Source organism: Micromonospora sp. NPDC000442 (genome assembly GCF_042898635.1).
Taxonomy (GTDB): domain Bacteria; phylum Actinomycetota; class Actinomycetes; order Mycobacteriales; family Micromonosporaceae; genus Micromonospora.
This window is the reverse complement of the sequence record NZ_JBIAYZ010000005.1, coordinates 263,380-277,525: the sequence shown is the minus strand read 5'-3', so window position 1 is coordinate 277,525 and position 14,146 is coordinate 263,380. Positions and strand designations below refer to the sequence as shown.

Genomic DNA, 14,146 nt, shown 5'->3' with positions numbered 1-14,146 from the left:
AGTTTGCGTCGGTGCCGGCAACTCCGTCGACCAGAACTTCTTGGTCAACACGAGAACGGGAGGGTCAGGAGGCGCCGTCGGCGCGGAGGGGGAGGACGTTGGTGGGGGGTTGGGCGGCGAGGGAGTTGAGGACGGCGGCGATCTTGTCGGCCGGCATCGGCTTGAAGAAGTGGTAGCCCTGGGCGGCGGTGCAGCCCAGCTCGACCAGCGCGGAACGCTGCGCGGCCGTCTCCACCCCCTCGGCCACCACCCGCAGGCCCAACTGATGGGCCAACCCGACGGTGCTGCGCACGATGGCCGCCGCCTGCGGTGAATCCGCCATCTGGAGCACGAAGGAGCGGTCCACCTTCAGCTCGTCCACGGCGACCCGGGTGAGGAACGCCAGTGACGAGAAGCCGGTGCCGAAGTCGTCCACGGCCAGCTGCACGCCCATCGACCGCAACGAGGTGAGCACCTGGTCGATGACTTCCAGCTCGCTCATCACCACCGTCTCGGTGATCTCCAGGACCAACCGGTCGGCGGGCACCTGGTGCCGGCGCAGCGCGTCGGCGATCTCCGCCGGCAGTCTCGGATTCAGCAGGCTACGCGCGGACAGGTTGACCGAGATGGGTACGTCCAGGCCCTCCCGGGCCCAGTCGGCGGCCACGGCGAGCGCCTTGTCGAGCACGTAGCGGGTGAAGGCGCCGAGCTGCTCGCTGTTCTCCACCGGCCGGATGAAGTCGGCGGGCCCCAGCCAGCCGCGCCTCGGGTGCCGCCACCGGATCAACGCCTCCACACCGGTCGGCGCCCCGGTGACCAGGTCCACGGCCGGCTGCAACACGAGCACCAACTGGTCGTCGGCCTGCAACGCCTCCCGCAGCTCCGCGAGCAGGGCGAGCTGGTCGGTGCTGGCCGCGTCACGCGAGGTGTCGTACGCGGCCACGCTGACGCCACCCGACTTGGCCTGGTACATCGCGATGTCGGCTCGGCGCAGCAGCTCGGTCAGGTCGGCGGTGCCGGCCGGGGCCACCACCACCCCGACGGAGACCTCGACGGACATCCGCACCCCGGCCACCTCGGTGGGCGCGGCCAGCCGCTCGGCGATGTCCCGGGCCTGACGCAACGCGTACGCCATCGGTGCCGCGCGGTCGCCGACCACCGGGACCGAGCTCAGCAGCAGGGCGAACTCGTCGCCGCCGAGCCGGGCCAGCAGATCGCCCGAGCGGGCCAGGGCACCCAGCCGGTTCGCGGTCAACCGCAGCAGCTGATCACCGGCGGCGTGCCCGAGAGTGTCGTTCACCTCCTTGAACTGGTCGATGTCCAGCAGCAGCAGGGCGACCGGATGATCATGGGACAACTGCCGCAACGCCTGGTCGCCCTTGCCGAGCATCGCCGCCCGGTTGGCCAGGCCGGTCAGCGGATCGTGCACCGCCTCGTACGACGAGCGAGCCGTGACCAGGCGCAGTTCCCGGTGGGTGGCGGCATCGTGCAGTGCCGCGGCGAGGGTGTCGGCGAAGGCCTCGTGGGCGTCGCGTTCCCGACCGGTGGCCGGCGCCGTGCGGGGGAATCGCACGCGCAAGCGGCCCACCCGGGTCTCGCCGACCGACAGGTCGCGGACCAGTTCCCCCGGCTCGGGATCGTCGCCGCCTGGCGGGGCGATCTCCCGGTCGACCACCTGACCGCCCGGGTCACCCCGGTAGCGGCGCCACCGTCCGTCGCCCCGGGCCACCTCCACGTCGACCAGTTCCGCCTCGAACAGCGCCAGCGCCCCGGTGACACCGGCCGTGGCCACACCCCGCTCGTCGAGTTGGTTGAGCGCCTTCGTGGCCTCGGCGAACGACCGCCAGGTACGCCGATCGCGGTCCTGGAGCAGCCGCTGTCGATAGGTCTGCTGCAACAGCCACAGCGGAGCGGGCAGCAACAGGAGCCAGCGTGGGTCGATCTCGATCAGCACCACCACCAGCAGGCCGACCACCACGTTGCCGACGAACATCAGCAGCTTGCCGCGCAGCGCGGCGAGCAACGGGCGCCCGATCGGCATGCCGTGCCGCAGCGCCAGCATCACCCCGCCCAGCCAGGCGCTGGCCAGGAGGTAGGCGACGGCGCCGGCGGCCACCGCGAGGGTGAGTGACGGGGTCGGAACGGCCAGCGTCGGCTGCCCCAGGGCGGTGGTGACCGCCACCGCCAGCGCGGTGGCGGCGGTGTGCGCACCCACGACGCGGATCACGTCCCAGGTGGTGCGGCCGTCGTCCACCACCGAGAGCGCCGTCCAGGCGAGCGTGACACCGAGCAGCGCGGCCCCCGGCAGCCAGCCGGGTGGTACGAGGTAGAGGCAGATGATCAGGGCGGCTTCGGCCCAGGTGACACTTACCACGCCGGCCGCGGCGCGGAACCGGAGCCGAGCCAGCTGGGACAGGGCGAAGAGGGCGACCGCGAAACCGAAGCGGGCCGGCCCGCCAAGCGGGTCGTCGGCCGGCAGCCCCACCGGCAGGCTCAGCCCCACCACCGCGGCAACCAGCGCGGTGGCCACGACGGCGACGGTGAGCAGGTGCAGCCCCATCGGCGTACCACGGCCCGTGGGCCGGTCGAGCGGTTGACCGGCCCTGCCGGAGGTCACCGGCCCCCTCCCACCGACCTGAAAAAGACCACGCGGCGGGCGGACATGACTGCGGTGGTCATCGGCGCCCCCTCCCGCGCAGCTTGAGGACTTCTGGTCCCCCCGGCGGAAGGCTAAGCCAAACCCGATGGTCGCAACAGGGGTCGACCATCCGGTTCGACGTGAATCATGCTCCGATCAGCCGTCGCGGCGCTGCTGGTGCCTGTTGGGAGCATCCGTGGATGAATCCTCCGTCACGGTCCCACCTGTCGGATCACCGACCGAACGGTCCATCGACTCCGTGCCGGGTGCCGTCGGCCCCTCGCTGGGGAACCGGTCCGGAAGCCGGCGCAGCCGGGCGTTCATGTTCCGGATCAGCAGCACGGTGGCGGCACCGAGGACGAGGATGAGGAACAGGCCCATCGGCCCGGCCAGACCACCCGTGCGGGTGTCACCGAAGTTGTTCTGGGCGAGCACCTGGGCAGCGGTCAGCATGGGATTCCTCCGGTTCGCGGTGTGCGACCAGGGTAGCCCGCCGCCCGCTCAGCGGGCATGGCCTGTCCCCCGTACGCCGGCGAACAGGTCGGACTCCGGCATGGGACTGTCGACCGACGACCGGACCAACTCGAAATCCTCCGTCGGCCAGGCACGCTGCTGCAGCTCCATCGGCACCTGGAACCAGAAGCCGTCCGGATCCACCTGGGTGGCGTGCGCCCGCAGCGCGTCGTCACGGACCGGGAAGTACTCGGCGCACGGAACCCGGGTGGTGATCCGGGGCCCCTTGTCCGGCCGGTCCTCCCAGCGGGTCAGCCACTCCGCGTACGGCGACTCGACGCCGCTGGCGAGGACGGCCTCGTGCAACGCCAGGATCTTGCCCTTGGAGAAGCCGATGTCGTAGTAGAGCTTGAGCGGCTGCCACGGCGCACCCAGCTCCGGGTAGCGCTCGGCGTCGCCGGCCGCGTCGAAGGCCGCCACGCTGATCTTGTGACACATGATGTGGTCCGGGTGCGGGTAGCCACCCTCCTCGTCGTACGTGGTGACCACGTGCGGACGGAACTCGCGCATCAGCCGCACCAGCGGACCGGCGGCCACGTCCACGTCCTGGAGGGCGAAACAGCCCTCGGGCAGCGGCGGCAGCGGGTCGCCCTCGGGCAGGCCGGAGTCGACGAAACCCAGCCACGCCTGCTCGATGCCGAGAATGGCTCGCGCCGCGTCCATCTCGGCGCGACGGATCTCGGCGATGTTCGCCCAGATGTCGGGCCGGTCCAGCTTGGGGTTGAGCACGCTGCCCCGCTCACCGCCCGTACACGTCACGACCAGTACGTCCACCCCCTCGGCGACGTACTTCGCCATCGTCGCGGCGCCCTTGCTCGACTCGTCGTCGGGGTGCGCGTGAACGGCCATGAGTCGAAGTTGCTCTGCCAAGGTCGGCGCTCCTCGTCTCTGCCCACCGGCGACCCACCCCGGGCCCCCGTTGACCTGCCGAATTCCTCCCCGTAGCGGCACCGGACCGCGCCGGCCTGTCATATTTGACCCCAGCCGTACGCGACGCTGAGCCAGATCTGGCGACCGAGTCGAACAGGAATGGCGGACTCTGCCATTCTTGCCGATACCGCTGACAACAACGCCAGGGAGATACCCGACGGTGACCGAGACGCACGCCACACTTGGACCGAACGCGCCGGTCTTCCCGCCCGGTCGGTACGGCCACCGTCGCGCGCCCCGGCGCCGCCGGCCGGTGCTGGCCGCGCTGCTGGCCATCCTCGTGCTCGCGACGCTCACCGTCGTCTCGGTCCGGCTCTACCGGCAGTACGGCGATCCGGCCTACGACGCCCAAGTGATCAGCTATGGCGACATCACGGACAACCAGGTGGTGGTCGACTTCCGGGTCAACCTGCCGGATGGCGGCGCGGCGGTGTGCGTGCTGCGCGCCCGGGACCACGCCGGCGCCGAGGTGGCCCGTGAGGAGGTGCCGGTGACCGCCGCCGCCGGGCAGCGTCACGTCACCGTCCGGCACCGCCTCGCCACCACGGCACGGCCGTTCATCGGTGAGGTCGTCCGCTGCCGGCCACCCGCCTGAGGCGCGGAGCGTCCGTTCCCCGCAGCCGGCAGGCTGGTGCTGGAGCAGATCAACGAGATCGTCGGCGGCGCCGACATCCGTCCGCCGACTGCCCGGTCGACGAACCCGGGCCCGCCATCCGGCGCGGGCCGCCCGTCGGCTCAGCCGGCGTGATCGCCGACACTCCTTGTCGTAGGGCACTGGTAACTTGGAGGTTCACCTGTCAGCCAGCACGCACAACAGAGGAGGACCGCCTGTGTCCAATGGCAACGAGGCGCCCGCCACCTGGCTGTCCCAGGACGCGTACGACCGCCTGAAGGGCGAGCTCGACGAGTTGATCGCCAACCGGCCGGTCATCGCCGCCGAGATCAACGCCCGGCGTGAGGAAGGCGACCTGCGCGAGAACGGCGGCTACCACGCCGCCCGCGAGGAGCAGGGCAAGGCCGAGGGGCGCATCCTCTACTTGAAGGAGCTGCTCCGCACGGCCCAGGTCGGCGAGGCGCCGACCGTCGACGCCGTGGCGCCCGGGATGGTCGTGACGATCTACTTCGACGACGACGCCGACGACACAGAGACGTTCCTGCTCGGCTCGCGTGAGATCGCCTCGACCACGGATTTGACGGTCTACAGCCCCGAGTCGGCCCTCGGCCAGGCGATCCTGGGCGGCAAGGCAGGCCAGGCCTGCACCTACACCGCTCCGAGCGGCGCCGACATCAAGGTGACCGTGGTCAGCTTCGAGCCGTTCTCCGGCTGACGTCGTCCGCTGGCCGGGCCGGCGATCCGATCGACCGCCATTCCGTCACCCGGGCCGGCAATCCGATCGAGGGTCATTTCGCCACCCGAGCCGGCAAGTCTGTTCGCACCAGAGGCGTGACGCTGCGGCGTCACGCCTCTGGTGCGATCGTCACCTGGTAGCCGCTGGCCCGCAGGGCGCTGATCAGCATGTCGGAGTGTTCGACACCACGGGTCTCCACCGACAGCGCCACCTCGACCTCGCCGAGGCGCAGGTGCGGGTGGGCCCGCTGGTGCACCACGTCCACCACGTTCGCCCGGTGCTCGGCGATCTCGCTCAACAGCGAGGCCAACTGCCCCGGCCGGTCCGAGCAGCGCACCGTCACCCGCAGGTAGCGCCCCGCCGCCGCCAGTCCGTGCTCGATCACGCGCAACATCAGCAGCGGGTCGATGTTGCCACCGGAGAGCACCACCACCGCTGGCGGGGTCACCTCGACAGCGCCGGCCAGCAGGGCGGCCACGCCGACCGCCCCGGCCGGCTCCACCACCTGCTTGCCGCGTTCGAGCAGCATGAGCAGCGCCCGGGAAATGTCCTCCTCGGAGACCGTGACCATGTCGTCGACCAGCTTGCGGACGTGGCTGAAGGTGACGTCGCCCGGCCGACCGACGGCGATGCCGTCCGCGATGGTGGTGAAGGCCGGCAGCCGGACCGGCTCGCCCGCGACAAGTGACGGCGGGAAGGCCGCCGCGCCAGCCGCCTGCACCCCGATCACCCGAACGTCCGGCCGGAGCGCCTTGGCGGCCACCGCCAGCCCGGAGATCAGTCCTCCCCCGCCGACACCGGTGACGATCGTTGTGACCTCCGGGCACTGCTCCAGGATCTCCAGCGCCACCGTGCCCTGCCCGGCGATCACGTCCCGGTGGTCGAACGGATGGATCAGCACCGCCCCGGTGCGCTCCGCGAACGTCTGCGCCGCGATCAGCGACTCGTCGACCGTGGCACCGACCAGCTCGACCTGCGCGCCGTACCCCTTCGTGGCCGCCACCTTCGGCAGGGGCGCGTTGACCGGCATGAAGACGGTGGCGTGGGTGCCGACCAGGCCGGCAGCGAGCGCCACGCCCTGCGCGTGGTTACCGGCGCTGGCCGCGACCACGCCCCGGGCACGCTCCTGCGCCGACAACCGCGAGATCCGCACGTACGCTCCGCGTACCTTGTACGACCCCGCCCGCTGAAGGTTCTCGCACTTGAGCCAGACCGGCCCGCCGAGCGCGGCGCTGAGCGGACGGGACGGCTCCAGCGGAGTGGTACGGACGACCCCGTCGAGCAGTTCCCGCGCCGCGCGCACCTCGTCCAGGCTGACCAGTTCCGTCATGCCTAGATCGTGCCACCCGCCCCGTCCGGCGTCGGCGCCGCCTGACCCGGAACAGCCGGCAGCGGACCGGCCGACGGTACCGGTGCCGAGACGGCCGGCGCCGGGCCCGACGCGGCCGGTGACGGCGCGTCGGCCTGCTCCGACGACCCGTGCGGCGGCAGACCACCGACGTTGCCTGACGTCCCCGCCGGTGCCGCCATGGTCATGCCGGGCAGGATCGGGCCGGCGGGCATCGACCGTACGATTCGGGCGGTCTGGGCGGCGGAGATGCTCTGGATCAGGACGATCAACGAACCTCCCGCCACCGTGCAGAACACCGCCGGCACCAGGTACTCACCGGTTGCGGTCAGGTAGTGGTCGGCGTACGCCTGAAAATCGGACGAGGTCCGCGGGTACGGCAACGCCTCGTACTCGGCGGCGGAGGAGCGCGTGAACATCCGCTCCGAGAAGAGGAACACCAGCCAGCTTCCCCACCACAGATGTACCAGCGGAGGAGTACTGAGCCGCCAGAGACTCTCCCGGGCGATGTTTGCCACCACCCGGTGCGGCATCACGAAGTTGACGAACGGCACCAGCCACCCGGCGATCGCCCACCCGTCGGAGTTGGTGGGTCCGGCGCCCGGGAAGGCGTCCAGGTTCGTCCGGGCCCGCCAGGTCCAGACGATCACGAGCACGATCGCGACCAGGAATGCGACCTGGTAGAGCAACGCCGCCGACAGTTCCAGCACCCCTGCAGTGAGCAGGAACGTCTCGGTGTCACGGGAGTCGGCCGCCCGCCCGGCGAGCACCGCGTTGATCGGCTGCACCGCCACCGTCAGCAGCAGGAACACGGTGGTCGCGGCCACGGCGACCGACGCGGCCCGACCGACACCCCGGACCGGGCGAACCCGGGCACCCGGGTACAGGGCCGGCGAACCGACCGGCGTGCGGCAGGTCGGGCATTCCCTGGTGCGTACGTCGTTTTCGGTGTCGCAGGTGTGGCAGCGCATGGTCGTCGCCCTCCCGTGTGATGGCAACGGGAGCGTAGATGATCACGCGTTGGCGGGCGACCCCGTTCCGACGCGCGGGTAACCGGGGGCGTGCCGAGGCCACGGGCTCGCCATCTCGAACTGACCGGCGACGCCGAGCAGCAGCAGTTCCGAGCCGGGTGGCCCGACCAGTTGCACGGCGAGCGGCAGCCCGTCCGGGCGGCGGCCCACCGGCACCACCAGGGCGGGCAGGCCAGCGATGTTCCACGGCGCGGCGTACGGGGCGTACCGGATGCTGGCCAGCATGTTGGCCTGCCACGAACGGGTCGACCAGCTGGTCGCCGCTGGCGGCGCGCTGGCCAGCGCCGGGGTGAGCAGCAGGTCCACCGAGTGATCGGTGAAGAAACCGATCGACCGTTCGCGCCAGGCCAGCCGGTCGGCCTCCCGGACGTACCCGCGCCGCCACGCCCACTCGCCGAGGGCGACGTGCCGGCGGCTGCGACGTTGCAGGGCACGCCGGTCGACCCCGGCGACGCGCACGTCCGCCGCAGCGGCGGCGAACCAGGTGGCGATGCCCTTCAGGCCCAACGCGGTCGGGTACACCGGGTCGGCCGGCACCGTGTCGTGCCCGGCACCGGCGAGGAGCCGACCGGCGGCGGCGACCGCGTCCCGGTTCGGCGCGTCGGGCGAGACGCCCCGCACGGGCGAGCGCAGCGACACGCCGACCCGCAGGCGCTGCGGCGGAACGAGTTTGCTCTGGGCCCGACCGGCGAGCACCTGGAAGCCGACCGCCGCGTCGGCGACGGTGGTGCTGAGCATGCCGTGCTCGACCAGGCCGAACCAGTCCTCCGCGCCGAGCTGACAGGGCACCACGCCGCGACCGGGTTTCAGGCCGACCAGCCCGCAGCAGGCGGCGGGAATGCGGATCGAGCCGAGTCCGTCGTTGCCGTGGGCGATCGGCACCAGGCCGGCGGCCACCGCCGCGGCCGCACCACCTGAGGAACCACCGGGGGTCCGGGACAGGTCCCACGGGTTGCGGGTGACCGCGGTCTCGTCGTCGGTGATGCCCCACAGGCCCAGCTCGGGCATCCGGGTGACGCCGAGGATCACCGCACCGGCTCCGCGCAGCCGGCGGACCACCTCGTGGTCGGCCTCTGCCACGCCGGTACGGACGGCGGCGGAGCCGTTCCAGGTGGGCACACCGGCCACCGGGGTGTTCTCCTTGACCGCCACCGGCACCCCGGCCAGCGGCAGGTTCGCCAGGTCCTCCTGCTCGTCGACCTTCTCCGCCTCGGTGACCGCCTCCCCGCCGCGTACCGCGCGGAACGCGGCCAGGTCGACGTCGGCCTTGGCGACGTGGTCGAGGTGGTCGGCAAGCACCTGGGTGGCGGAGACGTCGCCCCGGCGTACGCCCCGGGCGATCTGTTTGGCGGTCGCCCCGACCCAGGTCGGCATGATGTCCTGCACGGCCACCCTCCCAAGCCAGCGGTCAGCCCAGCGCCTGCTCCAGATCGGCGAGCAGGTCTTCGACCGTCTCGATGCCGACAGACAGTCGCACGAGATCGGAGGGAACTTCAAGCGGCGAGCCGGCAGCACTCGCGTGTGTCATCCGACCCGGGTGCTCGATCAGGGATTCCACCCCGCCGAGGGACTCGGCGAGCACGAAGAGTCGGGCCCGGTTGCAGATCTCGACGGCGTGCTCCTCGCCCCCGGCGGCGCGGAAGGAGATCATGCCGCCGAAGCGGCGCATCTGCTTGGCCGCCACCTCGTGCCCGGGGTGCGTCGGCAGCCCCGGGTAGAGCACCTGACCGACCTTGGCGTGCCCGTCCAGGTACGCGACGATCCGTTCGGCGTTGTCGCAGTGCCGGTCCATCCGCACCCCGAGCGTCTTGATGCCGCGCAGGGTCAGCCAGGCGTCGAACGGGCCGTTGACCGCGCCCATCGCGTTCTGGTGGTAGCGCAACTGCTCGCCGAGGTCGGCGTCGGCCGTCACCAGCGCACCGCCGACCACGTCGGAGTGCCCACCGACGTACTTGGTGGTCGAGTGCACCACCACGTCCGCGCCGAGGGTGATCGGCTGTTGCAGGTACGGCGAGGCGAACGTGTTGTCGACCACCAGCAGCGCCCCGGCGTCGTGCGCCACGGCGGCGAGGGTGGCGATGTCGGCGACGCCGAGCAGCGGGTTGGTCGGGGTCTCCACCCAGACCACCTTCGTGACACCGGGCCGGATCGCGGCCCGCACGGCGTCGGTGTCGGAGACCTTGGCCGGGGTGTACGCCAACCCCCACCGCTCGGCGACCTTGGCGAAGAGCCGGTACGTGCCGCCGTAGGCGTCGTCGGGGATGACCACGTGGTCACCCGGTCCGCAGACGCTACGCAGCAGCGTGTCCTCGGCGGCGAGGCCGCTGGCGAAGGCCAGGCCGACCTGGCCCGCCTCCAGCGCGGCCAGGCACTCCTGGAGCGCATCCCGGGTAGGGTTGCCGGAGCGGCTGTACTCGTAGCCGAGCCGCGGCGCGCCGACGGCGTCCTGGGCGTACGTGCTGGTCTGGTAGATCGGTGGGATCACCGCGCCGGTGCGGGCCTCGGGGTCCTGGCCGGCGTGGATGGCGAGCGTCTCGAAGCCGTGGGTCATCCCGCAGACGTTAGTCGCCCTGCCCGTCCCACCGGAGGAAACCCACCCTGGCGGCGGGCTGGGTCATAATTGGCCGATGAGCCCGACGGAAACGCTGCCGTCTCGCCTGGCCGGCGCGGCGGACCGCATCCCGACGTCACTGGAGCAGCTCACCGGGCCGGACTGCGGCCACGTCGTGCTGCCCCTGCGGCTGACCTGGTCGGGCCTCAGCGAGTTCGAGATTTCCGACCCGCGGCAACGACTGACTCTGTACCGGACACTGCTGGACTGCGGCCAGCGGGACGACATCGTCCGCTACGTCAACGCGACGCTGCTCCGCCACGACTGGCCCCGCATCAGGCGGCTCACGTCACGGCGCCTGGTCGCGATCTGGGAACGTCAGCTTCCCGAACTCGTTTCCTGAGCGTGGATGAACTACACCTTCGGTTGCTGCGGGTCGGCTTCACTGCCGGCGACGATCTCGGGCTCGTCCTAGCTGGCGGGTACGCCCTCGGCGCACATGAACGGGCGGAGCGGCGCGGACGGCGGCGGCACCCGCGCCGGCTTAATCTGGCCGGGTGGCGGGGTGCGTGTTCTGCGGGATCGTGGCTGGTGAGGTGCCGGCGTTCCGGGTGACCGACGAGCCGGACGGGGTGACGTTCCTGGACACCCGGCCGGTGTTCAAGGGCCATGTGCTGGTGGTGCCCCGTACCCATCTGGTCACCCTCGCCGACCTGCCGCCGACATCTCTCGCCGGCTACTTCGGGTTGGTGCGCCGGATCGCGGTGGCTGTCGAGTCCGGTCTGGGGGCCGGCGGCACGTTCGTGGCGATGAACAACAGGGTGTCCCAGTCGGTGCCGCACCTGCACACCCATGTGGTGCCCAGGACGAAGGGCGACGGACTACGTGGCTTCTTCTGGCCGCGTACCCGTTACGCCGACGACGCCGAGGCCACGTCCTACGCCGAACGGATCCACACCGCCCTGCCGGGGTGAGCCGGCCTGAGCGGCGGTGGGGCGGGTAAGGAAGCGGGGTCCGCCGGTGTTGCACGCGGGGAAGGGTACGAAAGGAGTCCCACCGTGTTCCTCCGCCGCATGAAGGCCGAGATGATCTCACCCGACCGGGCCCTGCCCGGCCGTCCCATCGCGATGCCGGTGGCCGACCGGCACGAGGTGCTCGGGACCCCGCTGAAGGGCCCGTTCCCCGAGGGCTACCAGGTCGCCGTGTTCGGTATGGGCTGTTTCTGGGGAGCCGAGCGCCTGTTCTGGACCCTGCCCGGGGTCTTCACCACCTCCGCGGGTTACGCGGGTGGTTACAGCCCCAACCCGACCTACGAGGAGGTCTGCTCCGGGATGACCGGGCACGCCGAGGTGGTCGAGGTGGTGTACGACCCCACGAAGATCAGTTACGAGGATCTGCTCAAAGTCTTCTGGGAGAACCACGACCCGACCCAGGGCATGCGCCAGGGCAACGACGTGGGCACCCAGTACCGGTCCGCGATCTACGCCAGCACTGACGAGCAACTGGCGATCGCCGAGGCGTCGCGGGAGGCGTTCGCGCCGATCGTGGCCCGCGCCGGCAAGGGCGAGATCACCACGGAGATCACCCGCCTCGGCGACTACTACCTGGCCGAGGACTATCACCAGCAGTACCTCGCACCGACAAAAAACCCGAACGGCTACTGCAACCACGGGCCGAACGGGCTGAGCTGCCCGGTCGGCGTGGCGCGTACCGCAGGCTGAACGACAACACAGGCAAGCACGCTTTGCCGGCCGGCCCGCCGATTTCGGCGGGCCGGCCGCCGTGTGTGCGTGGGACGGCCAGCCTGTGATCGAGCCGATGCGGCACGTATTGCGGCATTCGTCACACTCAACGCTGCTTCACAAACGCCACAAGGGCTACGAGGCGGGCACGAAACAGCACGCCGCTCGACCCCGAATGACAATCTCTTGATCGCGGGGCGCGGATTCTAGCAATGCTGTTACACGACCGTCATGGTCTCAACAGGCTAATCGCAACATCCTCTGGCAGCATGGGCTCACATGTGCGGACTGGCTGGGGAGTTCCGACGGGACGCGACGCGTGCCGACGTCGCAGCGGTGGAACGGATGGCCGCCACCATGTGCGATCGGGGGCCTGACGGCAGCGGAGTGTGGTCACAGGGGTCGGTCGCCCTCGGCCACCGTCGCCTGAAGATCATCGACCTGTCGGCGGCCAGCGGCCAGCCGATCGTCGACTCCGCCGCCGGCCTCACCGGCGTCTTCAACGGCTGCATCTACAACTACCGCGAGTTGCGCGCCGAACTGCAGGCCAAGGGCCACCACTTCTTCTCCACCGGGGACAGCGAGGTCGTCGTCAAGGCGTACGCCGAGTGGGGGCTGGACTTCGTCGACCACCTGATCGGCATGTTCGCCGTGGCGATCAGCGAACGGGACACCGGCCGCCTGGTGCTGGCCCGGGACCGGCTCGGCATCAAACCGCTCTACCTCGCCGAGTCCCCGGGCGTGGTGCGCTTCGCCAGCACCCTGCCGGCGCTGCTGGCCGGCGGCGGGGTGGACACCACCATCGACCCGGTCGCGCTGGGCCACTACCTGAGCTTCCACAGCATCGTGCCGCCGCCGCGCACCATCCTGCGCGGGGCCACCAAGCTGCCCCCGGCCACCGTCCGGGTCTACGAGGCCGACGGCCGCAGCCACGAGCGGGTCTACTGGGACCCGCCGTTCCTCCGCCGCGACGAGCACGCCGGATGGTCCGAGCGGGAGTGGCAGGACGCGCTGCACGAGTCGCTCACCACCGCCGTACGCCGGCGGATGGTGGCCGACGTGCCGGTCGGCGTGCTGCTCTCCGGTGGCCTGGACTCCAGCCTCGTGGTGGCCCTGCTGGCCGGGGAGGGGCAGCGCGGGCTCTCCACCTTCTCCATCGGCTTCGACGCCGTCGGTGGCCGGGAGGGTGACGAGTTCCGCTACTCCGACGTGGTCGCCAAGACCTTCGACACCGACCACCACCAGATCCGGGTCGCCGCACAGGATCTGGTCCCGCCGCTGGAGGCGGCCGTCGCGGCCATGAGCGAACCGATGGTCAGCCACGACTGCGTCGCCTTCTACCTGCTCAGCCAGGAGGTGTCCCGGCACGTCAAGGTGGTGCAGTCCGGCCAGGGCGCCGACGAGATCCTGGGCGGCTACCACTGGTACCCACCGCTGGCCCAGGTCGGCCGGGAACAGGCCCTCGACACGTACGCCCGGGCCTTCTTCGACCGGGACGGCGCCGGCCTGGCCCGGGTGCTCAACCCCGACTGGCTCGCCGACGGCGATCCGGCGCGGGAGTTCGTCGCCGCGCACCTGACGCGGCCGGGCGCGCAGACCGCGGTCGACGCCGGCCTGCGCATCGACACGCAGATCATGCTCACCGACGACCCGGTCAAGCGGGTCGACAACATGACCATGGCGCACGGGCTGGAGGCCCGGGTGCCGTTCCTGGATCACGAGTTCGTGGAACTGGCCGCCGCCTGCCCGCCGGAGCTGAAGCTGGCGCAGGGCGGTAAGGGTGTGCTGAAGGAGATCGGCCGTCGTGTGCTGCCGCACGAGGTCATCGACCGGCCCAAGGGTTACTTCCCGGTGCCGGGCCTGACACACCTGGAGGGCAAGCTCCTCGACCGGGTACGGGACGCGCTGTCCGCTCCCGAGGCCCGTCGCCGCGACCTGTTCCGCACCGATTACGTCAACGCCCTGCTCGACGCGCCCAACGCCGAACTGACCCCGTTGAACGGAAACAAGCTGTGGCAACTCGGACTCCTGGAAATGTGGCTCCAGAGCCACGGAATCGACTGAG

At 71.1% G+C, this 14,146-nt stretch carries 13 protein-coding genes; 6 read left to right on the top strand and 7 right to left on the bottom strand.

Annotated features, from left to right (window positions below):
* Nucleotides 1–64: 64 nt before the first annotated feature.
* The 3 genes from ACFY2A_RS10440 to mca all read right to left on the bottom strand — a co-directional run bounded on the left by ACFY2A_RS10440 (nucleotide 65) and on the right by mca (nucleotide 4,000).
* Nucleotides 65–2,539, bottom strand: a complete 2,475-nt coding sequence (locus ACFY2A_RS10440; RefSeq protein ID WP_387170728.1) for a putative bifunctional diguanylate cyclase/phosphodiesterase — start codon at nucleotides 2,537–2,539, stop codon at nucleotides 65–67.
* Between the two features lie 234 nt (nucleotides 2,540–2,773).
* Nucleotides 2,774–3,070 (bottom strand): hypothetical protein, encoded by a 297-nt coding sequence (locus ACFY2A_RS10435; RefSeq protein WP_387170488.1) that lies wholly within the window; start codon nucleotides 3,068–3,070, stop codon nucleotides 2,774–2,776.
* Between the two features lie 48 nt (nucleotides 3,071–3,118).
* Nucleotides 3,119–4,000 (bottom strand): mycothiol conjugate amidase Mca, encoded by an 882-nt coding sequence (mca, locus tag ACFY2A_RS10430; RefSeq protein ID WP_387170486.1) that lies wholly within the window; start codon nucleotides 3,998–4,000, stop codon nucleotides 3,119–3,121.
* A 220-nt stretch (nucleotides 4,001–4,220) separates the two neighbouring features.
* Between mca and ACFY2A_RS10425 the strand changes: the two genes are divergently transcribed.
* Nucleotides 4,221–4,655 carry a DUF4307 domain-containing protein gene (locus ACFY2A_RS10425; RefSeq protein ID WP_387170485.1) on the top strand — a complete coding sequence of 145 codons (435 nt, stop codon included), beginning with the start codon at nucleotides 4,221–4,223 and terminating at the stop codon, nucleotides 4,653–4,655.
* Nucleotides 4,656–4,890: 235 nt separating this feature from the next.
* Nucleotides 4,891–5,388, top strand: a complete 498-nt coding sequence (greA, locus tag ACFY2A_RS10420) for a transcription elongation factor GreA (protein ID WP_164446063.1) — start codon at nucleotides 4,891–4,893, stop codon at nucleotides 5,386–5,388.
* A gap of 130 nt (nucleotides 5,389–5,518) precedes the next feature.
* On the opposite strand, the gene ilvA is transcribed toward greA, so the two are convergent.
* The 4 genes from ilvA to ACFY2A_RS10400 all read right to left on the bottom strand — a co-directional run bounded on the left by ilvA (nucleotide 5,519) and on the right by ACFY2A_RS10400 (nucleotide 10,339).
* Entirely contained in the window at nucleotides 5,519–6,739 is a 1,221-nt protein-coding gene (ilvA, locus tag ACFY2A_RS10415; RefSeq protein ID WP_363921695.1) for a threonine ammonia-lyase, read from the bottom strand.
* Nucleotides 6,740–6,741: 2 nt separating this feature from the next.
* Nucleotides 6,742–7,584 carry a DUF4328 domain-containing protein gene (locus tag ACFY2A_RS10410; protein WP_387170482.1) on the bottom strand — a complete coding sequence of 281 codons (843 nt, stop codon included), beginning with the start codon at nucleotides 7,582–7,584 and terminating at the stop codon, nucleotides 6,742–6,744.
* Between the two features lie 186 nt (nucleotides 7,585–7,770).
* Nucleotides 7,771–9,180: an amidase gene (locus ACFY2A_RS10405; protein ID WP_387170480.1), complete on the bottom strand. Its 1,410-nt coding sequence runs from the start codon at nucleotides 9,178–9,180 to the stop codon at nucleotides 7,771–7,773.
* A 16-nt stretch (nucleotides 9,181–9,196) separates the two neighbouring features.
* Entirely contained in the window at nucleotides 9,197–10,339 is a 1,143-nt protein-coding gene (locus ACFY2A_RS10400) for a cystathionine gamma-synthase (RefSeq protein WP_387170478.1), read from the bottom strand.
* A 76-nt stretch (nucleotides 10,340–10,415) separates the two neighbouring features.
* Between ACFY2A_RS10400 and ACFY2A_RS10395 the strand changes: the two genes are divergently transcribed.
* From ACFY2A_RS10395 to ACFY2A_RS10380, 4 genes are all read left to right on the top strand, one after another.
* A complete protein-coding gene (locus ACFY2A_RS10395) occupies nucleotides 10,416–10,742 on the top strand; it encodes a hypothetical protein (RefSeq protein ID WP_387170476.1) in 327 nt (108 codons plus the stop codon).
* A gap of 154 nt (nucleotides 10,743–10,896) precedes the next feature.
* On the top strand, nucleotides 10,897–11,313 hold the full coding sequence (locus ACFY2A_RS10390) for an HIT family protein (protein ID WP_363921685.1): 417 nt from the start codon (nucleotides 10,897–10,899) through the stop codon (nucleotides 11,311–11,313).
* A gap of 84 nt (nucleotides 11,314–11,397) precedes the next feature.
* Nucleotides 11,398–12,060: a peptide-methionine (S)-S-oxide reductase MsrA gene (gene msrA, locus ACFY2A_RS10385; protein WP_093406412.1), complete on the top strand. Its 663-nt coding sequence runs from the start codon at nucleotides 11,398–11,400 to the stop codon at nucleotides 12,058–12,060.
* Between the two features lie 300 nt (nucleotides 12,061–12,360).
* A complete protein-coding gene (locus ACFY2A_RS10380; RefSeq protein ID WP_387170473.1) occupies nucleotides 12,361–14,145 on the top strand; it encodes an N-acetylglutaminylglutamine amidotransferase in 1,785 nt (594 codons plus the stop codon).
* Nucleotide 14,146: the final 1 nt, after the last annotated feature.

Bases quoted from the DNA above. Each gene is read 5' to 3' on its own strand.
- ACFY2A_RS10380 (WP_387170473.1), top strand. From the start codon at position 12,361: ATGTGCGGACTGGCTGGGGAGTTCCGACGGGACGCGACGCGTGCCGAC.
- ACFY2A_RS10435 (WP_387170488.1), bottom strand. From the start codon at position 3,070: ATGCTGACCGCTGCCCAGGTGCTCGCCCAGAACAACTTCGGTGACACC.
- ACFY2A_RS10395 (WP_387170476.1), top strand. From the start codon at position 10,416: ATGAGCCCGACGGAAACGCTGCCGTCTCGCCTGGCCGGCGCGGCGGAC.
- ACFY2A_RS10440 (WP_387170728.1), bottom strand. From the start codon at position 2,539: ATGGGGCTGCACCTGCTCACCGTCGCCGTCGTGGCCACCGCGCTGGTT.
- ilvA (WP_363921695.1), bottom strand. From the start codon at position 6,739: ATGACGGAACTGGTCAGCCTGGACGAGGTGCGCGCGGCGCGGGAACTG.
- ACFY2A_RS10400 (WP_387170478.1), bottom strand. From the start codon at position 10,339: ATGACCCACGGCTTCGAGACGCTCGCCATCCACGCCGGCCAGGACCCC.